General features: G+C 44.0%; 16 protein-coding genes. 10 read left to right on the top strand and 6 right to left on the bottom strand.

Going from position 1 to position 19,845, the window contains the following annotated elements; translation table 11 throughout:
* Positions 1-31: 31 nt before the first annotated feature.
* Entirely contained in the window at positions 32-2,341 is a 2,310-nt protein-coding gene (locus tag PSM36_RS14685; protein WP_019540991.1) for an ATP-dependent helicase, read from the bottom strand.
* A 338-nt stretch (positions 2,342-2,679) separates the two neighbouring features.
* On the opposite strand from PSM36_RS14685, the gene PSM36_RS14680 reads away from it, so the two are divergent.
* The 9 genes from PSM36_RS14680 (at position 2,680) to PSM36_RS14640 (ending at position 15,857) form a co-directional block, all read left to right on the top strand.
* Positions 2,680-3,252 carry an RNA polymerase sigma factor gene (locus PSM36_RS14680; RefSeq protein ID WP_026327589.1) on the top strand — a complete coding sequence of 191 codons (573 nt, stop codon included), beginning with the start codon at positions 2,680-2,682 and terminating at the stop codon, positions 3,250-3,252.
* Positions 3,253-3,379: 127 nt separating this feature from the next.
* Positions 3,380-4,480 carry a FecR family protein gene (locus tag PSM36_RS14675; protein WP_161947582.1) on the top strand — a complete coding sequence of 367 codons (1,101 nt, stop codon included), beginning with the start codon at positions 3,380-3,382 and terminating at the stop codon, positions 4,478-4,480.
* Positions 4,481-4,823: 343 nt separating this feature from the next.
* The gene (locus PSM36_RS14670) at positions 4,824-6,005 is read left to right on the top strand and encodes a glycoside hydrolase family 88/105 protein (RefSeq protein WP_019540995.1); all 1,182 of its coding nucleotides are present in this window, start codon (positions 4,824-4,826) and stop codon (positions 6,003-6,005) included.
* A 163-nt stretch (positions 6,006-6,168) separates the two neighbouring features.
* Positions 6,169-9,597 carry a TonB-dependent receptor gene (locus tag PSM36_RS14665; RefSeq protein WP_083711083.1) on the top strand — a complete coding sequence of 1,143 codons (3,429 nt, stop codon included), beginning with the start codon at positions 6,169-6,171 and terminating at the stop codon, positions 9,595-9,597.
* Between the two features lie 212 nt (positions 9,598-9,809).
* Positions 9,810-11,645 carry a RagB/SusD family nutrient uptake outer membrane protein gene (locus tag PSM36_RS14660; RefSeq protein ID WP_019540997.1) on the top strand — a complete coding sequence of 612 codons (1,836 nt, stop codon included), beginning with the start codon at positions 9,810-9,812 and terminating at the stop codon, positions 11,643-11,645.
* Between the two features lie 39 nt (positions 11,646-11,684).
* Positions 11,685-12,803, top strand: coding sequence for an Ig-like domain-containing protein (locus tag PSM36_RS14655; protein WP_019540998.1), 1,119 nt, complete (start codon positions 11,685-11,687; stop codon positions 12,801-12,803).
* 108 nt (positions 12,804-12,911) lie between these two features.
* The gene (locus tag PSM36_RS14650) at positions 12,912-13,115 is read left to right on the top strand and encodes a hypothetical protein (RefSeq protein ID WP_139224165.1); all 204 of its coding nucleotides are present in this window, start codon (positions 12,912-12,914) and stop codon (positions 13,113-13,115) included.
* 112 nt (positions 13,116-13,227) lie between these two features.
* Positions 13,228-14,343, top strand: a complete 1,116-nt coding sequence (locus tag PSM36_RS14645) for a glycoside hydrolase family 88/105 protein (RefSeq protein ID WP_019541000.1) — start codon at positions 13,228-13,230, stop codon at positions 14,341-14,343.
* Between the two features lie 143 nt (positions 14,344-14,486).
* Entirely contained in the window at positions 14,487-15,857 is a 1,371-nt protein-coding gene (locus PSM36_RS14640; RefSeq protein ID WP_019541001.1) for a family 43 glycosylhydrolase, read from the top strand.
* A 183-nt stretch (positions 15,858-16,040) separates the two neighbouring features.
* On the opposite strand, the gene PSM36_RS14635 is transcribed toward PSM36_RS14640, so the two are convergent.
* The 3 genes from PSM36_RS14635 to PSM36_RS14625 all read right to left on the bottom strand — a co-directional run bounded on the left by PSM36_RS14635 (position 16,041) and on the right by PSM36_RS14625 (position 17,929).
* Positions 16,041-16,472, bottom strand: a complete 432-nt coding sequence (locus PSM36_RS14635) for a helix-turn-helix domain-containing protein (protein WP_232001467.1) — start codon at positions 16,470-16,472, stop codon at positions 16,041-16,043.
* Positions 16,473-16,513: 41 nt separating this feature from the next.
* Complete coding sequence (locus PSM36_RS14630; protein WP_076929706.1) at positions 16,514-17,467, bottom strand: IS1595 family transposase; 954 nt, start codon at positions 17,465-17,467, stop codon at positions 16,514-16,516.
* 279 nt (positions 17,468-17,746) lie between these two features.
* The gene (locus PSM36_RS14625; RefSeq protein ID WP_019541003.1) at positions 17,747-17,929 is read right to left on the bottom strand and encodes a hypothetical protein; all 183 of its coding nucleotides are present in this window, start codon (positions 17,927-17,929) and stop codon (positions 17,747-17,749) included.
* A 120-nt stretch (positions 17,930-18,049) separates the two neighbouring features.
* Between PSM36_RS14625 and PSM36_RS14620 the strand changes: the two genes are divergently transcribed.
* Positions 18,050-18,430: a hypothetical protein gene (locus PSM36_RS14620; protein ID WP_076931551.1), complete on the top strand. Its 381-nt coding sequence runs from the start codon at positions 18,050-18,052 to the stop codon at positions 18,428-18,430.
* Between the two features lie 92 nt (positions 18,431-18,522).
* On the opposite strand, the gene PSM36_RS14615 is transcribed toward PSM36_RS14620, so the two are convergent.
* A complete protein-coding gene (locus PSM36_RS14615; RefSeq protein ID WP_076931550.1) occupies positions 18,523-18,993 on the bottom strand; it encodes a hypothetical protein in 471 nt (156 codons plus the stop codon).
* A 210-nt stretch (positions 18,994-19,203) separates the two neighbouring features.
* Positions 19,204-19,785, bottom strand: a complete 582-nt coding sequence (locus PSM36_RS14610; RefSeq protein WP_076931549.1) for a thymidine kinase — start codon at positions 19,783-19,785, stop codon at positions 19,204-19,206.
* Positions 19,786-19,845: the final 60 nt, after the last annotated feature.

Below are 19,845 nucleotides of genomic sequence, written 5' to 3'. Positions count from 1 at the left end.
GTGTTATATAAATCTGGCATTTGTGATGAATTTACTCAACAATCGAGAATTTGGCAAATTTGAGTAACAGTTGTTTCTTACCGGCGGACTCGAACTCTACAAATGCACGTCGATCGTTGCCGCTCATCTCGATGGAAGTCACCACACCGCGTCCAAATCGCTCATGTTCTATTATATGTCCGACTTCCAATTCTTGTGCCTCTTTCGATAAGGGAGTGGAGGAAGCGACTCGTTGAACGGGTACCACTCGCTTTGGAGTAATGGTGTGATTGCTCATGGTATTCTGTAATCGCTGCTCCCGCATAGATCCCCAGAAATCATCTGCCGGGGCCGTCCTGGTAATAAAGTCATTTTCCCCACCTTCAATATAGGAGGAGTCAATGTCTTTCAGGAAGCGGCTTGGTGTGGCGGGATTAGTCTGTCCATTCCTGAAGCGGCTTTTCGCGTAGGTAATAGTACAGCTTTTCTTTGCGCGGGTGATCGCCACATAAAAAAGGCGACGTTCCTCTTCCAGGCCCCGTATTTCCGATTTCGCCATAGCAGAAGGAAAGAGATCTTCTTCCAGTCCCACCACGAATACGTGGTCAAATTCCAGCCCTTTGGCAGAGTGGACCGTCATCAGTGTTACCCTCTCGTTATCGGCTTCATTGTCAGTGTCCTGATCGGTGAGTAATGACACTTCTGAGAGGAAGTCTGCCAGGCGGATATTTTCTTCACCCTGCTCCTGTTGCGTTTCCACGAATTCGTTCATCGCATTAAGCAACTCCTGCATATTCTGTGCACGGCTCATCCCTTCGGGGGTCATGTCGTCATAAGCTTCTTTGGCGATTCCGCTGTTTTTAATTATCTCCTGTGCCAGTTCGAAGGCGTTCATCGTTTCGTTTTTATCGATAAAACCCTGTATCAGGGAATAAAAACCTTCCAATTTCTTTGCCGTACCCGTGTTTACATCCAGATTATATTCCAGTGGAGCGGTAACCACCTGCCAGAGACTGACGTTGTGGCGTTGTGCGGTAGAAGTGATCTTGGCGACAGTTACAGCACCGATACCTCTGGTCGGGTAATTGATGATACGGCGGAAAGCTTCTTCGTCGTTCGGATTGACGATCAGCCGGAAATAACTGATGATATCCTTGATCTCCTTGCGTTGATAGAACGACAGTCCCCCGTATATCCTGTAGGGAATATTATTCTTTCTAAGCGCCTCTTCAAAGGCACGCGATTGGGCGTTGGTACGATAAAGGATAGCGAAGTCGTTGTAGCCGGCATATTTTTCGAGCCGCATCCGGGCGATTTTGTTGGAGACGATCAGTGCTTCCTCAAAATCGGAAAAAGCGCTCCTTATCTCGATCTTCTCACCCTCTTCATTCTCGGAGAACACATTTTTGAATATCTGCTCACTGTTTTTTTTGATCAGGCTGTTGGCCGCATTCACGATATTCCGGGTGGAACGGTAGTTTTGTTCCAATTTGAATATTTGTGTACCAGGAAAATTCGATTTGAATTTCAGGATATTGTCGATATTGGCACCCCTGAATGAGTAGATGCTTTGTGCATCGTCACCCACCACGCATACACGGTGATGTGCATCAGCCAATTGCTTCACAATAAGGTGTTGGGCAAAATTGGTATCCTGGTATTCATCTACTAATATATACTGGAATTGGTTCCTGTATTTTTCCAGTACTTCCTTGTGGTCGCGAAACAATATATTGGTATACATCAGCAGATCGTCGAAATCCATGCTGTTGCCCGAGCGGAGTCTGCTCTGGTAGCGTTGATAAATCTCGAAGAGCTGTGGCCTTTTCGCCATCCGGTCGTACTGTATAATTTCGGTGTTAGCTGCGTACATGGCTGGTGTGATCAGGCTGTTCTTTGCCCTCGATATCTGTCCATGCACCACCCCCGGCCTGTACTGTTTGTCATCCAGCTCCATCTCTTTGATGATCAGCCTTACTAAATTGTTGGAGTCAGATGAGTCGAAGATGGTGAAATTCGACTGAAAACCGATCGCTTCCGCTTCACTCCGTAGTATACGAGCAAAGATGGAGTGGAAGGTCCCCATCCAGAGCCGCCGGGCCCTTTTTTCTCCCACCAGATCGGCAATACGCGATTTCATCTCGCGTGCCGCCTTGTTGGTAAAGGTGAGCGCCAGGATGTAATAAGGGGGAAGTCCCTGCTCCAGGAGGTAGGCGATCTTATAAGTGAGTACCCGTGTTTTTCCCGATCCTGCACCGGCAATCACAAGTGAAGGTCCGTCACAAAATGCTACGGCAGCCCGTTGTGCTTCGTTCAGGTGGCTGAGCAAGCCGGAGTCACTATTTTTTTCGGTTTTCTGCATAACTACAAAAGTACGAATTTTCGACGGAACGGAATAAAAAAACTGTCCCTCTTTGAAGGTGTCACGGTAAAGGGTGAATCAATGGTTTGCTTATATGGGTGTTAAGCAAGGGGGGACTGGGAGAGTATTCAGAATAATCGGGTGAAAAAGGGAAATTTAAGAAAAAATAGATAACTTTGTCGGACTGACAATGTTTTTCCTATGAGTTTTGCCATCAGTTCAACCAAAGATCCTTCCGGGAAAAACAATCTGATGCGCTCGCTTTTACAGCCGTTTCGTATCAACCGGATTTCAGAATAAAAATTGATAACAGCACCCATTACGGATGATCAGTGATTATGAAAAAGAGTGACACCAATGATCCCGTTTTATTATGGAATAGTTTCAGAAATGGGAACGATGATGCATATATTCTTATTTATAGGACATATGTCCGGGATTTATATTTTCAGGGACTTCAATTTACCAAAAATAAGGAAATCATTAAGGACTGTATACAAGATGTTTTCACCAAGTTATATAAATACCGTTCGAATTTAGGGGATACTGACAATATAAAATATTACCTCCTGACCTCCATGCGTAATCAGTTGCTCACCGCGATATCCAAAGAGAAAATATATATGGATGTTGAGAGGGAAGACACAAATGCAGGGAATCTGCCTGAAAAGAATATAGAAGACATCCTGATAGAACGGGAAGAGGATAGGGCCATGGGAGATAAAATCAACCTGGCCATGTCCCTTCTGACCGACAGGCAAAGAGAAGCAGTCCGTTACCGTTATATAGATTGTTTAACCCCTGAAGAAATATGCCGTCTGATGGATCTGAACTACCAGTCTTTGCAGAATATCCTTTCCCGGTCTTTAAAAAAAATTCGTCAACATTTGAAAAAAGATTCGTTGAAGTGAGTATTAAAAAATAAACCCGAAGTTATATATATAACGTTCATGTAATATGCTTTATTCAGATCACAAGAACAAATACGTAAACTATAGGTCCGAAGAGTTTCTGTCAGATACTTTTTTTATACGCTCAATGAAGGAACCGACGGAAGAATCCGAGAATTTCTGGTCCGAATTCACGAAAAGGAATCCGTCCAATATAGGGGAATTCATTCAGGCAAAACAAATACTTCTTGCGATCAGGGATGACGAAAGCCGGATGTTGCCTGACGAAGAGGTGGATCAGCTGCTAGATCGGATCATGGATATAAACCTCGGGCGGACAAATAAAAAAAGGCGGGTTGTACGCTATTGGATGGGGGTTGCGGCTGGTATTGCTGCATGCGTTATTGCCGTAATAATGATAGTTCAAGAGCCCGGACCATTGACCCTCGGGCAGGATAAAATATTGTCATACGTGGAAAAAAACAAAACAATTAATCTGGATGATACGACAGTCAAACTGATTATTTCTGATCAGAAAATAATTGTCACCGAAGAAGTTGAACCTGTCATTGCCTACGATTCGAAAGAGATAAAATTAGCGACGACAGAAATTTCCAAGGCCGAATCGGCAGAATATAACCAGTTGATTGTCCCATATGGAAAAAGATCAAGACTTACATTGTCCGATGGTACCAAAATATGGGTAAATGCGGGAACCCACCTTACTTATCCTGTTGAATTCACGGATACGAGGCGAGAGATCTATGTAAGCGGAGAAGTCTTTCTGGATATTGCCCACGATACGGATCGCCCTTTCATTGTAAAAACGGATAACTTTGATATCCGGGTTTTGGGTACGAAGTTCAATGTCTCCACGTATGAGAATGAAATCAATAACGTTGTGTTGGTCTCCGGGTCGGTAAAAATATCCCAATCGGGCAAACGGCAGGATGTTTTCCTGCAACCGAATGAAATGTTTGAGCTTCACGAGGGGCAGTCCATGAAAAAACAGGTCAATGCCGAATATTATACATCATGGATCAACGGGTTATATATCGTTGATAATGAAAAGCTCGAGGTCGTCCTGAAACGCCTTTCGAAGTACTATGGAAAGAAAATAGCGTGCAGCCCTGAAACCGGACAGTTACGGTGCTCGGGAAAACTTGATTTAAAAGAAAGTTTAAATGATATTTTAGATAATCTCAACCTGAAATATACATCCGGTAATAATACCTATAAAATTTATTAATCCGGATGCCATACGGTCCTATATATAATAACACTATAAAAAATTAAATAATGAAAATGAAAAGCCCCTCTTAAATCTCATTGATTTTCAGAATACTGACTTTTCTCTGAAAGAAATCTGAACCGGATTTTTACCGATATTCTGCCGGATTAAAGATCATCTGCATGATCCGGCCATGAGAGATGTATGCTTTTTTATATGAAAAATTTCTTTAATTGTATAGCATAAGGAACATTCATTCCATGAATAAATAATCATTTAAAGGAAGTCGGCGATTTCGCTTCGCTCAATTATCTACGACATCTTTATTTAACGTTAGTAAAAAAATATTAATTTAAATCATATGAAAAAAAGAATTTTAATTGCTGTGACCCTCTTTTCTTTTTATACTGTTTCCCATTTATATGGCTGCTCGTCAGATCATCCGGCTGAGAGCGGGAATACAGGAAAAATAACGCCGGAGAGTTACGATTTAACAAATTTTCCCCAGGGAGCCGATCCTAAGGCAATCGGTGTAAGACTCTCCGAACGATATATTCGTACCATCGATACCCAAAACCCCCGTGTGAACTATCCCTATGTGTGTACCTGGTTGGGCGCTTTCCGGTTTACACAGACTATCAGCGACGATCAGTTATATAACAGGCTGCTTGAAAGATATGACAATATCTTTTTTTCTTCAGAATCGAATAACCTGTACCCCGCTCCAAACCATGTGGATAATAATGTATTCGGATCGGTTCCGCTGGAAATATATAAAACAAAGAAAGAAGATAAATACCTTGAACTGGGATTGATGTACGCGGATACGCAGTGGGAACTGCCGCCGGATCCCAAGGAATCGCAAAAAAACTGGCACGATCAGGGTTATTCCTGGCAGACACGTATATGGATTGACGATATGTATATGATCACAACTGTTCAGTCACAGGCATACCTGGTCACCGGAGACAGGAAATATATTGACAGAACGGCACGGGAAATGGCAATGTATCTCGACCGGATACAACGACCTAACGGACTGTTTTATCATACTCCCGATGTGCCATTCTTCTGGGGCCGAGGAAACGGATGGATGGCCGTAGGGATGGCGGATTTATTGAGGGTGCTGCCGAAAGATAATCCCGACAGGGAAAAAATCGAAAAAGCCTATAGATTAATGATGCAGACCTTACTCAAATATCAAGCGAATGACGGGATGTGGCGCCAGCTCATAGACGATTTTTCATCATGGAAGGAAACGTCATGTACCGCCATGTTTACCTATGCGATGATTGTCGGGGTAAAGAATGGCTGGCTCGATGAAAAAACATACGGTGCGGCTGCCCGTAAGGGATGGCTTGCGCTCTTAACCTATCTGAATGAGGACGATAATATCAAAAATGTTTGTGAGGGCACAAATGCCAAAAACGACCATCAATATTACCTTGACCGCAAACGAAATACCGGCGACCTGCATGGCCAGGCACCCCTCCTTTGGTGTGCGGATGCTTTGTGCCGCGATAGGGAAACGACAAAAAAATAACGATTCAGAAAAGAACAGATTCACTTTATTTAAAAACAGATAGCCTATGGAAAGATACCCCGAACATTAAAAAAAATAACCGGACGGCACTCTCACATACCGCCCGGTCCGGTTTCAACAAGTTAACGATTTTTATAACAATATTAAAACCATTTACAAATGTATGAAAAATTTCGATAAGTATGGTATTAGCCATATCATTAATATTCAGCTGTTACGGAGGATGAAAATAGCAACTATACTCTTATTGACATGTGTCGGTATCTGTGGAGCTGCCAACAGCTATTCACAAGACAAGGAACTCTCTTTAAACCTGGAAGAAAAAACCGTCAAAGAAGTCTTTGCGGAAATAGAGAAGAACAGTGAATTTATATTTTTTTATTTCCATGATGATGTGGATCTGGATAGAAAGGTTACAGTGAATGTGAAAGAGAAGAAGATCAATGAAATACTGGATCAGATTTTCAGATCAACCGATACAGGTTACTTGATCAAAGACAGACAGATCTACCTGTCCAAAAAGCACCCGCAGATAAGGCAAAGTGGAAAAAAACGCATCACCGGTACCGTCACCGATGCCAACGGCGATCCCATGATCGGGGCGAACGTGTCGGTCAGGAACACGACAAATGGTACCGTCACCAATATAGACGGATTGTATGTAATCGATGCCAATGATACGGATATTCTTGTATTCAACTATATTGGTTTTCTCACCCAGGAAGTCCGTATAGGGGACCGGAATGTATTGAACATAACGCTTCAGGAAGACGAACAGATGCTCGAAGAAGTGGTGGTTGTCGGTTACGGGCAACAGAGCAAATCGAGTGTGGTGAGCTCTGTAAGTACGGTCACTTCAAAAGAATTGTCCGTGCCCACCAGTAATCTTACGAATAACCTGGCAGGCCAGCTTGCCGGACTGATCAGTATCCAGCGCTCCGGGGAACCCGGTCGTGATGACGCGGAATTCTGGATACGGGGTATCAGCACATTCAAAGGGGGAACCAATCCGCTTGTGTTAGTCGATGGGATTCCCAGGGCAATCAGTAACATTGAGCCTGATGAAATAGAAACGTTCAGCCTGTTGAAAGATGCCGCGGCCACAGCGGTATACGGAGCCGAAGGAGCGAACGGCGTTATCCTGATCACTTCCAAACGCGGAAATATCTCAAAACCGAGGATCTCTTTTCGCGGCGAATATTCGGTTTCCCAACCGACCCGCCTGCCTGAATTCGTCGATTCGTGGGATTATATCGAACTGGCCAATGAAGCCAACTTCAATGACGGGGAGAACCCTTATAAATATCCGGAGGAAATAGAAAGATACCGTAACAGGGTCGACAATGACCTGTACCCGAACAGTAAATGGATGGATGAGTTACTGGCCAATAATTATTCCAACCAGCGGTATACCCTGAATTTCAGGGGTGGGGCGGAGAATGCCAAGTACTTCGTGTCAATGGCCTATTTCCAGCAGGAGGGGATCTTCAAGCAAAATCCGATGGAAAAGTATAAAGGCGACTTCGGGTTTGAGCGGTATAATCTCAGGAGCAATATCGATTTGAATGTAACGAAATCGACCCTTCTGAGCATTGACCTAAGCGGGCAGTATGTCAATCGCACGACATCCAACCGGTCGCCCGGCGATATCTTCAGATTCATGTTGCATACCCCGCCCCATTTGTTCCCTCCTGTTTACAGCGACGGCACGCTTGCCACTTATCTTACCCAGAGTGACGGCAATAACAGGAATCCGTATAATATGCTGATGAACCAGGGATACAGGAAAATGTGGGGGACAATGATCCAATCGAATATCGGTTTAAACCAGGATCTTAGCTTTGTTACTCCAGGATTGAAATTTAACGGGAAAGTCAGTCTGGATTATGACGGAAATTTCCAGACCTTAAGAAATCACTGGCCCAGCTTGTTCAATGCCATCGGGCGTGATGAAGACGGAACCCTGATTTTCGCGACATCGGAATCCGGTTCTCCTGAGCTGAAAGATCCTGAAACGCAACCAAGCGTATCGTACCGCAGGATCTATATAGAAGGTTCATTCGATTACTTACGCACCTTTCAGGAGAAACATACGGTAGGAGGTATGCTCCTGTATATGCAGAAAGAAACGCAGGCATCGGATGTGGTTCTTCCGTTCAGGAAGCAGGGGATGGTAGGCCGTGCGACTTATTCGTACGACGACCGGTATTTTATAGAGGGTAACTTCGGATATACCGGCAGTGAAACCTTTGCCAAAGGCAAAAAATTCGGATTCTTCCCTGCCGTGGGATTGAGCTATTATATTTCGAACGAAAAATTCTATCCTGCAGCATTGAGCAATATCATGAACAAGGCGAAGATAAGGCTTTCTTACGGACGTACGGGAAATGACGATACCGGAAGCGCCCGTTTCCTTTACCGCGCTACATTTCAGATGGATGCAGGCGGTTTCAATCAGGGAATAGGTTCCAACGGCGGCACCAATGGACTGGGAGACGGGATCAAGGATATCCGGTTCGTGAATAACAATATCCAATGGGAAATTGAGAATAAAAGAAATGTGGGTGTCGATCTTGGATTCATGAACAACCGGATCGAACTGACCGCCGATTATTTCAATAACAGGAGGGAGAATATACTGATGGAGCGGAACACCATTCCCGGTGTAGCCGGGTTCCACGCAAGGCCCTGGGAAAATTTCGGGATTGTGGATAACCGGGGTGTGGATGCCAGTCTGAATGTCCGCCAGGATTGGGGACCGGTAAAAGTAAGCATGAGAGGTACCTTCACTTTTGCACGGAATAAAATTATCGAATACGATGAATTGCCGAAGGAATATCCGTGGCAGGCCGTCACCGGCACAAGAGTGGGAGACCATGAGTTGTATATTGCTGAAAGGCTGTACACGGAAGACGATTTCATAAAAACACAAAAAGCGAATGGTACTTATACATACGAACTGAAACCCGGATTACCCGAAGTCACGTTGGAAGGTATCCTAGGTCCCGGTGATATCAAATACAGGGATATCAATAATGACGGCAGGATCGACAACTTTGACAAGGTAAGAGGAGTCGGTCATCCTTACAATCCGGAAATAAACTATGGCTTCGGGATAAATGTCGAGTACAAAGGATTTTATGTAAGTACTTTTTTCCAGGGGACAGGTAATTCATCTATCCTTCTGGCAAGCGGCAACAACACCTTCTGGCCTTTCAACTGGGGAATCGAAAAATCAAATATCCGTAAAGAGTTCCTCGACAGTCGGTGGACAGCCGACAATCCAAGCCAGGATGTGATCATGCCGAGATTACACGTAGGCTATGCTAAAAATGTGAACAAGGAACCCAGTACGTGGTGGTTGAGAAACGGAAGTTTCCTTCGTTTCAAGAATCTTGAAGTAGGCTATAACATCCCAAAGCAATATACGCAGCAGTTACTGTTGAATGGCGCCAGGGTATACCTCCAGGGGTATAATATGTATGTATGGGATGATGTGAAATATTGGGATCCGGAACTCGGTAACCAGAACGGGGGAAATAGTTATCCGCTGCCCCGAACGTTTACGTTGGGGGTTGAATTAAATTTTTAAAAATAAAATAATCGTATGAAACCGACATGCTTAAGATAATCATTAAACACCCGAAGGGAATGATTATCTTAAACATCAAAGGTTCCATACACATTGATGTAAACAAATAAAATAATCGTATGAAACAACCATGATAAAAGATGAATAACCGGACGAATGATGAAATCGTCTTGGATCTTGATTCTTGACTCTTGGTTCTAAAATTTAATCGTATGAAAATCAAATCAATAAAAATACTGATTATCGGCTTATTGGTCAGTTCTTTCAATTCTTGTTTGGATTATCTGGACGTATCTGACGAACTCTCGGGAGGACTGTCCTCTTTCGATCAGGTCTTTAGCAATGTGGATTATACCAAGAGATGGTATGCAAATGTGTATAGTAATATGCCTAATTATTCCAGGTTTTGCAATGCGAATGGAATGGGTGGTATATGGAGCGCGTATACCGATGAGGTGTATAACCGGTGGGCAAATAATACAGGGCGGTATAACGACTGGAATGCAACGAACAACACTTCGGAAAGGTGGGTCGAGTTATACCAGAGGATAAGGCAGGCGAATATATTCCTGGAAAAAGCCAAACCCATCGTAGAAGAAGGAGGTCCTAATGCAGCCACACTTACGCAGGCGGAGGTTGATCGATATAAGGCCAATGTGCGCTTTATGAGAGCATTGTATCATTTTTACCTGATGGAGTTAAATGGGCCGATACCTGTTATTACCCAGTCTTTTACACTGGATGATGAGCTGGATATCCCCCGTAACTCATTGGATGAAGTCATTGATTTTATAGATACCGAGATCAAGGAAGCCATCCCGGGCATGGAGCAGGAACCTTACCATGATAATGAAAGTTTCAGGGCGGTACCTACCAAAGGAGTGGCCCTGGCTGTGCTTGCTAAATTATGGATGTATGCTGCCAGCCCGCTTTATAACGGCGAATATACGGAGGCTTTGCAGTTGCAGAATAAAGACGGTAAATACCTGTTCCCTGCCAAAGATGAAAGCAAAAAGCAGAAAGCGCTTGATGCGTGCAAGGCTTTCATCCACTATGCAGAAGAAAATAACAGGTACGAATTGTATAGAGTGATGTCTAACGGAGTTTTAGATCCTGATCAATCCGTTTACGGGGTTTTCCAGGAGTATAACAGGGAGATCATATGGGCTACTTCGGTCACCTCCTGGGGAGGTGCGGACGGAAACGATTATGATACCTTTACCACACCCCGCAGCGAGAGTAAGGGATTGGGAGATATAGCGGTTGTACAGGAACTGGTTGACGATTTTTATATGAAAGACGGGTTGCCGATCAAAAATACGTCTTTTTTGTCTAAGTCTCCATTGTACAGTGAAACCGGATTCGGCACATACAATGGAGTGGAGGTTTCCAATATGTATATCGACCGTGAGCCGCGCTTTTACAATACGGTCACCTTTTCCGGGAAAAGATGGCATATCAGTAATAAAGAAGTGCAGTTCTACAGAGGTGGGAACGCCGACAACAGGGTGGAAGGATCCCCGAGGACAGGGTATCTCCTCTATAAGAGGGTTAATCGTACCGTGCACATGGATTCCCCGGGAGTCAAGTCCAAGTTCAGACCTTCCATCATCTTCCGCCTGGCTGACTTTTACCTGTTATATGCCGAGGCATTGAATGAAGTCACCCCGTCCGATCCCGATGTATTGGAATATGTAAACCGTGTAAGGGAACGTGCCGGATTGCCGAAGCTGGAAGAACTCAACCCTGCTATAAAAGGAGACCAAAATTTACAACGGGAAGCCATCCGCAGGGAAAGGCGCATCGAGCTGGCAACCGAAGGACAACGTTATTTCGACGTGCGGCGGTGGATGATCGCTGAAAACGCGCCGGGAGAAGGCGGACAGGGAGGAAACTTCCACGGCATGAACATGTATGGGAACAAAACCACATTTCATACAAGAACGGTCATACATGACCGTAGCTTTAAAAGGAAAAATTATTTTGATCCCATACCTTACGCCGCCATTCAGAAAAGTGAGCAACTTGTTCAGAATCCGGGTTGGTAAAATAAATGATAGATGATAATAACATAAAAACAGTGTGCTATGACAAAAAATACATTAATAGTCATTCTTCTGGTGTTCTTTGTTACCGGATTATCATTGACCAATTGTGACAATAACATACCCAAATATGAGAATGTCAGTGTGGAAAGTATAACATTGGACGAAGACCTCAAAAAAGGAGTAAGTATAGAGATCGGCGACTCTCTGGTGATTGCAAACCGGTTAACCGTTTTTCCGGAAGATGCCACCAATAAAATGCAAACGTTTGCCTCTTCCGATGCCGATGTGGCCGTGGTGGATGCCAGGGGAAAAATCAATACAAATTCAGTGGGTACCGCTGTAATAGCTGTAACGGTAGATGGAAAATCCGACGAATTTACATTGACGGTAAGAGAAAAAGACGTCATCGAAATCTCTGAAATAGAAATCATTGATCCTGAAATACATATCAATGTAGGATCTGCCGAAGATCTGAAAACACTCATCATCATATCTCCCGCGGAAGCTTCTATCAACGATTTGCTCTACAGTTCCGACAACCCGTCGGTCGTGGATGTAAACACAAGCGGGATCATCACGGGGGTCGCTGGTGGAACCGCAAAGGTAACCGTTACATCCAAATATGATCCATCCGTTTCGGGAGAATTTAATGTAAGGGTGTTTGAAGACTATTCGCGTGAAGGATGGACGTTAACCGCCTCGCAAAATCCTCTTTTTGTAGAAGGGAACAATAATAAACTGGAACATGCACTCGACGGAGATCCTGCTACATGGTTTGCTTTGGTGAAACCGGGGAAAAGTCATGCGGGTATTTCAATACCTACTGCGGCAAATGGCGGCTTTGTTTATTTCATTGTCGATATGAAAGCAGAACGCGAGGTAAGTTACTTCAGGATCCGTCACAGGAGCGGTACCGATACGCTTCTCAGATACCGGATCATAGAAGAGGTTTCCGGGAGTAACGATGGCGTGAATTTCACTCCTATTGCTACGGATGTTGTTGTCCCGGGCTGGGATGTAGCGGCCACAGTAGAGACGCCGAATCTTGTGATCCCTCAATCGACATACAGGTATCTGAAATTTTATTCTCAGAAGCCGGAATGTTTTGCAACAGACCGGGGATCGGTACAGTTGGCCGAAATCTATATAGGTAAATAGTATTCTTCCATTGATGAACTGAGGTTATAAATGATCCGTGATGCATGGTTGATTATTCCGTCACGATTGAATAGAAAATGTATCACGGGTCATTCAAATATTTATATAATGGAAAGATTTTTCAAAGCAACAGTTTTACTGGCACTCTGCTGTGTCTTTATAGCCTGTGGTGACAAAAATGACGGTCCGGGAAATAATAGTCCGGTTACGGATGCCCCTAAACTATACCGGATAAGGGTGTCACATGACGGGCTGAGGAGCACCGAGTTTCCGATGCCTCCCTGGCAAGTACGGCAAACCAGATACCTGTAACCGGATTGTAAGTTAAAATCAATGAATTGTATAAAACGAGCATGGGCATTATTACTCCCAAGGCATACTTAAATTGTCTTGTGTCTTGATTCCTGGCTCCAACATTTATCGTATGAAAAAGAATTACCGCTTTATTTGTGTATTATTTGTAACTGTTTTCTTGGCAACAAACTCTGTTGCGTCTCAGGATTATTTTGATAATTTCCCTGTAAATGCAGATCCCAAAAGTGTTGGTGATAAACTGAGTAAACGCTTTTTGGAGAGTAAACATCAGTTGTATTTCGATAAAGGAATACATTATGCTGAAGTATGCACCTGGTATGGAGCACTCCGGTTCGCAGAGCTGACCGATGATCAGGCATTGATAAAACAACTGAGAAACCGCTTCGAATTACTGTTCCACATAGAAAAGGATCTTCTTCCCCCGCCCATCCATGTAGACCAGAATATGTTCGGATGCCTGCCTCTCAGATTGTACGGTATAACCGGGGATAAGCGCTATCTGGATCTCGGGCTGCCCTATGCCGACACCCAATGGATACTGCCGGCCAATGCCAGAGAGGAAGAGCGTAAATGGCATGAGAAAGGATATTCCTGGCAAACCCGCCTCTGGATAGATGATATGTATATGATTACGATCGTACAATCCGAAGCCTATACTATTACCGGGAATGCCGAATACATGAACAGGGCCGCCAAAGAGATGGTATTGTATCTGGATGAGTTGCAACATGCCAATGGCCTTTTCTACCATGCACCGGACGTGCCTTTTTATTGGGGACGGGGCGACGGCTGGATGGCGGTAGGAATGACCGAACTTCTGTTCAATTTACCGGAAAGCGATCCCAACAGGGAACGCATCCTTAAAGGGTATCTCCTGATGATGAACAATCTGAAAAAATATATCAACAGAGACGGACTTTGGAATCAACTGATCGATGATCCCGAATCCTGGACGGAAACATCCGGATCGGCCATGTTCACTTATGCCATGATTGCCGGTGTGAAGAACGGCTGGCTGGATGAGGGGGAATTTGCACCTGTCGCCCGCAGGGCCTGGCTCTCATTGTGCAATTATATAAACGATGACAATGATCTTACCGAAGTATGTATCGGCACTGGTAAAAAGAACAGTAAGCAATATTACCTTGATCGCCCTCGTATAGCAGGCGATTTTCATGGACAAGCGCCTGTATTATGGTGTGCTTATGCCTTACTCGATAAATAGTCTAATGAAATTGAACGTTTTCGTTAAGCTAAATGAGCAGAGGATAAGCTTGCTTATACTATGCCATAGCGAAAAAACGCCTAATGAAATTGAAAGGTTAATGTGTCAGCGATTTAGAATACTTCAATAAAACAACTTCAATTATGAGACATCTGTATGCTTGTTTATGTATCTTTTCCCTTCTTTGCTTTGGTTGTGAAGATGGTCCGGATGATCCGGGCAATAGCGAAAAGCCTGCTCTGAAAATAAATACACAGGAAAAACTGGTTGCGAATGCTGCCGGATCATTCGACATCTATGTGACTTCCAATAGTTCATGGACCATTGAATCCAAAAATTCATGGCTGAGACCGGAAAGAAAGGAAGGAAAAGGGGATATATCGGTAAGAATTCAGTATGATGAGAGTACTGCGGATAAACGTACCGGTATCATTGTGTTTACCTGTGAAGGGGTATCCCCTGTTGAACTGACCGTAACCCAGACCAGGCTTACGTTCACCAATCCCATAGCGGGAATACCGGATCCGTGGATCATAAAGCATGAAGGATCTTATTACCTGTGTAAAGCGGACGGAAATGGAATAAATATAGCCCGGTCCGACAAGCTGTCCGAATTCCCCCATACCCGCAGGGTATGGAATTGTCCTATTGACGTGGGGAACAGTAAACCGTGGAACGTGACACATGTCTGGGCGCCCGAATTACATCGCGTCGACGGCAGGTGGTACATCTATTACGCTGCCGGACGTCCCCACTCAGAGACAAATTCCTACGGCTATCAGCGTAGCGGGGTATTACGGGCGAAGACCGACGATCCGATGGGGGAGTGGGAAGATATGGGCATGCTCTATACGGGCGATAACTACCAGCCGGGCGTCGTGCCCGATGCTTCCAACACCCATTACGCGATTGATCTGGGTGTATTCATGTTGAACGGAAAATTATACGCTGTGTGGTCGGGGAATCCGGCTGGCAGTTCCGAGCAAAAGCTCTACATTGCCGCCATGTCTGATCCCTGCACCATATCCTCGTCAAGATCCGCGATATCGGGTGCCGATAAGTATTGGGAACTCATCTCTTCTGCGACGAAAATAAATGAAGGACCGGCATTCCTGAAAAACAGGGAGCAGGGTAAATTTTTTGTGGTCTACTCCTGCAACGGTTCATGGACAAAGCACTATCGTCTGGGTTATATTATGCTCAATGATACGTTGGCTGATCCCACCCATCCTGCTAACTGGACTAAGTCCGTAACGGACGTCTTTTACCGCAACGATGATTCGGCCGGTGCTGATGGAGTGAACGGAGTGGGGCACTGTAGCTTCACAAAATCGCCTGACGATGCGGAAGACTGGATCGTCTACCATGTCAAAAACCGTAACGACAGCGGTTGGTCATCAGGCAGGTCGACATTCATTCAGAAATTTACGTGGAAGCCCGATGGAACACCGTCTTTCGGAACTCCTGCGGGATGGGGAGAGAGCCTGGCAATCCCTTCGGGTGAAAGCCACTGATGCTCATCATCAATATTATTGTCGGCACGGGTATGGGGCATATCCGTGCCGATGTTTATCAGTGTTGTACCGCTTGTACTTTAGGAATATGAGGGTAAAATAGACATCCGCCTTGAAGGCGGTCGTCGGGTGCCCGGGTAAACAAATATATGCAAGATACTGTTTTTTCTGTAAGAACAGGGATCAGGGAATATCCTGTAATCTGCTTTTACGGGGTGGAATACCGTAACGTTTGGTATATAGGCTTATCAAATGCGATATATTCTTGAAGTTGTACATGGCGGCTATATCTGTAATGCTCATATCCGAATTGACCACTAATGAGTTGATTTCTTCCATTTTCCTGTCTAACATCCATTGATAAGGCGTTTGTCCGAAACACTTCTTAAAATGACGTGTGAAAGTTTTTATGCAATCATAACCACAAAGTCCCGCCAGTTCATACATATTTTTTGCAGAAGAGTAATTACTTAACACACTATCCTCAAAGCGTTTTGATTTTGAAGAACGCGGGATCAGTTTTACAAGTACGATCTCATTATCGGGCGACGAGGTAACTCTGCTTTTTAGTCCGTCCGAGAAAGTAAACGTGCATGATACTACATCCGTCAGCAAATATTTGCGTACGTCATTCCTTCTGTTATTTTTTAAAATGATTATCCGCAATAGTTCCTATTGTAAATTCTTGACTTGAAATCAGGAGCATACGTTACAGCGGCTATCAACAGTCTTTCAAACTGGTTTTCCCCGAAGTAACGCCTGTTGAATTTATAACAGAACTGGTTGAGATAATATTGCAAGTATTCCGGTTTTATCTTGTAATACACGCCCAAGAGCTGTCGTTTGGCATTGCTGATCGCGGTATGGACCCAGGGCAGCACATTGGAAAGATCCTCGTGTGGAATAACGGATGCCGTATGTGAATGGACATGCTCTTTCAATTTAGTGTAAGAAGTTGAGTCATCGGTGGTCAGGTCCGCCGTGCTTTCAACGTGCTCTTTGACATTCCTTGTAATTGTACCGGCTTTCAAGTCGTTGATGACTTTCATCTTCAGGTATCTGACCTTCTTGGGTTTCTTACCCGGTTTGGGGTTTTCAACGGTTTTGCTTTCAGCCATTACCAGCACTTTGGTCTTTTTTTGGCTCCCGCGGCCGCGCTTCAACGGTTTGTCCCTCTCTTGAAGGGATATTTCGGTGGAAAAGAAGGCGTCGTCCAACTCGATGGCTCCCTCAAGGGTGTACTCATCATCGCGTTTGCCCATCACGTCACGCAGTTTATTGACCATTTCCCATATGGGCTGGTAACGCTTGTGCCCCAGCTGGCGCTGCAGCTCCGCCGCGGAAAAGGAGCCCTTGGTCGCCGTGAGCAGGTGCATGGCCACGAACCAGTAACGGTAAGGCAGGTTGGAGTGCTGCATGACGGTGCCTGAACGCAAGGTTTGGCGTGCGCGACAACGCTTGCATTCATAGGCCTGCTTGTTTTCCAGCCAATAATGTTCTTTACAATTGCAATGCCGACAGGTTACTCCCATTTGGTCTCTTTGTTCTTTGAATTTTTTCCGACAGGATTCCTCATCGGGGTAATTTATAGCAAAATCCAGGATATTCATAGCTTGAATCTTTATATCGTTATCGATGTAAATATAATGAATATCAGTGAATTGCACAAGCATTTTTGAAACTTATTTATAACTTTTTCCCGCTAAATTCTTTAGGAATAACTGCGGATAATCATATTTTTTAATTTAATGCCGTCCATACAATCTTCCACTACTTAGATGAATATTTTTAATGACCGCAGTCAAGACAGCGAATATGCTACTTTTACAGGGTTTTGCAGATAAGTGTATAAATTATTGATATATAGTTGGGTAGGGTGTTTTTGACTTTTATTTGTCGATAATTTTTAATTCGACACCCCCTTTTGCAATCGCTGTTTGTCTGATTCTTTTTGATAATTCCGTATTTGTTTTACCATTTAACGCCTTCCGGATCGTAGGGTACGTTACATTGAGCAGTTTCATAATCTCTTTTCGTACCGAATAGTCAACTTTTATGATAGTATTTTCCATTTTTGTTATATGTGAAAATTTTTCTATACCTTTATAGCGGTTTTCAAATTGAAACTTTACGCAAAGTTATAGACAATTTTCTAATTAATCAAATTTTCCCGGACAATTTTCTATTTTTTCATGAAAATAATACAAAGGTTATATCAATATATAAATGAGAAGGGGGTAAGGCCGGCTGAGTTTGAGAGGATGATTGGCGTTTCCAATGGTTATATAAGTAAAATGTATGCAAGGCTTTCGGATGTAGGGGAGGGTATTCTTTTACAGATAATAGAAAATTGTCCGGATTTGAACCCGATGTGGTTGATTTTAGGCAGAGGTGAAATGTTCAATGATCCGGGAGATAATAATATCCCTGAATCGGTTTTGGATAAACTCATCGGTGAAATCAAAGAATTATCAGCCAAAAATGAGAGACTAAAAATGGAAAATGAACGTTTGTCCAATGAGATAGGGAAAAAAAGCCTGTCTTATAATCCTTCTTCTGTTGTCGAGCCGTAATTGAGGCCATATAATTTTACCATCCATTTGGTCGAAAAAAAAGGAAGTTGCCTTGTTAGAGACAACTCCCTCTCCAAAAAAGAACCTGATTTTTATCTGAACGTGTAGCGCAAACTGAGTGCAAATCCGCTAAACCAGTAGTCGTTATAGCTGTTGGTGAAGTTGAACGACGGCTTCCAATCCAGAGAGATATTAAAAGGTGCCGAGGGAAAAACATATTCGATACCCCCGATCAGGTCGGCTCCCAGCAGAAAAGAACTGCTGTAATGATTCCTGTCTTTGTGTATTCCTCCGATATGCGCGCCAAGACCCACGTACCAATCTAAACCGGGCGCTCCGGGAATCGGTTGTTGGTATTCGTACAATCCGGTCAATTGGAAGTAATGAGGTGATGCCGCGAGGATAAATTCGCCAGCCGATGCGGGAGCAAAAAAATGTTTCAGCGTTACACCGCTGTCATAGCCCAATCTCACACCGAGGGCGGTATTGTACTGTTGTGCATTGAGTGTAGTTGCAAAAGCTGTCATTAGAAGAGCTGCGAAAAGTAGTTTTTTTAGTTTCATACGATTAAGAATTAGACACAAGAGCCGAGAATCAAGACACAAGACACAAGACATTTTAATTATCTTCTCGTGTGAGTACAGTTCTCAGACTTGTTTCATACGATTGGTTTATATAGGAAGATAACAAATAACCGTGCATATTGTTTGCTGTCATTTAAAAACATTATCGAATTATCATCCCAACCTCTTCCCAGTTTCACTATTAGTTTTTCACTTTTCACTTTTCACTTCTAGATAGCATTTTCTGCAGAGAGGTTGGTATTCGTCGGTCTCGCCTAACATCACCTGTTTATCGTTTTTTACCAACCGGTGCGAATAGTTCGCCAGGTTACCGCAACGCACGCAAATGGCATGTACTTTTATTACATCATCGGCAATGGCGCACAATCCCGGCATCGGGCCGAAGGGAATACGTTTGAAATCCATGTCGAGCCCGGCAATGATCACCCTGATCCCCTGGTCGGCCAGATTCTGGCACACATCCACTAATCCCATGTCGAAGAACTGTGCCTCATCGATCCCTATCACTTCCGCTCCCGAGGAGAGAAGTAAGACATTGCTGGAGTGTTCCACAGGGGTGGAGAGAATGGCGTTTTTATCGTGCGATACTACCTCCTCTTCGGAATAGCGGGTATCAATGGCGGGTTTAAAGATTTCTACCGTTTGACGTGCAAACTGGGCTCGGCGTAATCTGCGCAGTAATTCCTCGGTTTTACCGGAGAACATCGATCCGCAAATAACTTCGATACGTCCGGTGCGTGCTGTTTCGTTTAGTTTGTTTTCGTTATACATCTTCTGTTCGGATGTTTCTTTCCTGATATGTTATCTGTGACGGTTTACCCGGTACGGCAA

The organism is Proteiniphilum saccharofermentans, from assembly GCF_900095135.1.
GTDB lineage: Bacteria > Bacteroidota > Bacteroidia > Bacteroidales > Dysgonomonadaceae > Proteiniphilum > Proteiniphilum saccharofermentans.
The sequence above is the reverse complement of the archived record's forward strand: the minus strand, read 5'-3'. Positions and strand labels throughout refer to the sequence as shown.

Coding starts and splice junctions, on each gene's coding strand:
- PSM36_RS14685 (WP_019540991.1), bottom strand. CDS start 2,341: ATGCAGAAAACCGAAAAAAATAGTGACTCCGGCTTGCTCAGCCACCTG.
- PSM36_RS14680 (WP_026327589.1), top strand. CDS start 2,680: ATGAAAAAGAGTGACACCAATGATCCCGTTTTATTATGGAATAGTTTC.
- PSM36_RS14675 (WP_161947582.1), top strand. CDS start 3,380: ATGAAGGAACCGACGGAAGAATCCGAGAATTTCTGGTCCGAATTCACG.
- PSM36_RS14670 (WP_019540995.1), top strand. CDS start 4,824: ATGAAAAAAAGAATTTTAATTGCTGTGACCCTCTTTTCTTTTTATACT.
- PSM36_RS14665 (WP_083711083.1), top strand. CDS start 6,169: ATGAAAAATTTCGATAAGTATGGTATTAGCCATATCATTAATATTCAG.
- PSM36_RS14660 (WP_019540997.1), top strand. CDS start 9,810: ATGAAAATCAAATCAATAAAAATACTGATTATCGGCTTATTGGTCAGT.
- PSM36_RS14655 (WP_019540998.1), top strand. CDS start 11,685: ATGACAAAAAATACATTAATAGTCATTCTTCTGGTGTTCTTTGTTACC.
- PSM36_RS14650 (WP_139224165.1), top strand. CDS start 12,912: ATGGAAAGATTTTTCAAAGCAACAGTTTTACTGGCACTCTGCTGTGTC.
- PSM36_RS14645 (WP_019541000.1), top strand. CDS start 13,228: ATGAAAAAGAATTACCGCTTTATTTGTGTATTATTTGTAACTGTTTTC.
- PSM36_RS14640 (WP_019541001.1), top strand. CDS start 14,487: ATGAGACATCTGTATGCTTGTTTATGTATCTTTTCCCTTCTTTGCTTT.
- PSM36_RS14630 (WP_076929706.1), bottom strand. CDS start 17,467: ATGAATATCCTGGATTTTGCTATAAATTACCCCGATGAGGAATCCTGT.
- PSM36_RS14625 (WP_019541003.1), bottom strand. CDS start 17,929: ATGGAAAATACTATCATAAAAGTTGACTATTCGGTACGAAAAGAGATT.
- PSM36_RS14620 (WP_076931551.1), top strand. CDS start 18,050: ATGAAAATAATACAAAGGTTATATCAATATATAAATGAGAAGGGGGTA.
- PSM36_RS14615 (WP_076931550.1), bottom strand. CDS start 18,993: ATGAAACTAAAAAAACTACTTTTCGCAGCTCTTCTAATGACAGCTTTT.
- PSM36_RS14610 (WP_076931549.1), bottom strand. CDS start 19,785: ATGTATAACGAAAACAAACTAAACGAAACAGCACGCACCGGACGTATC.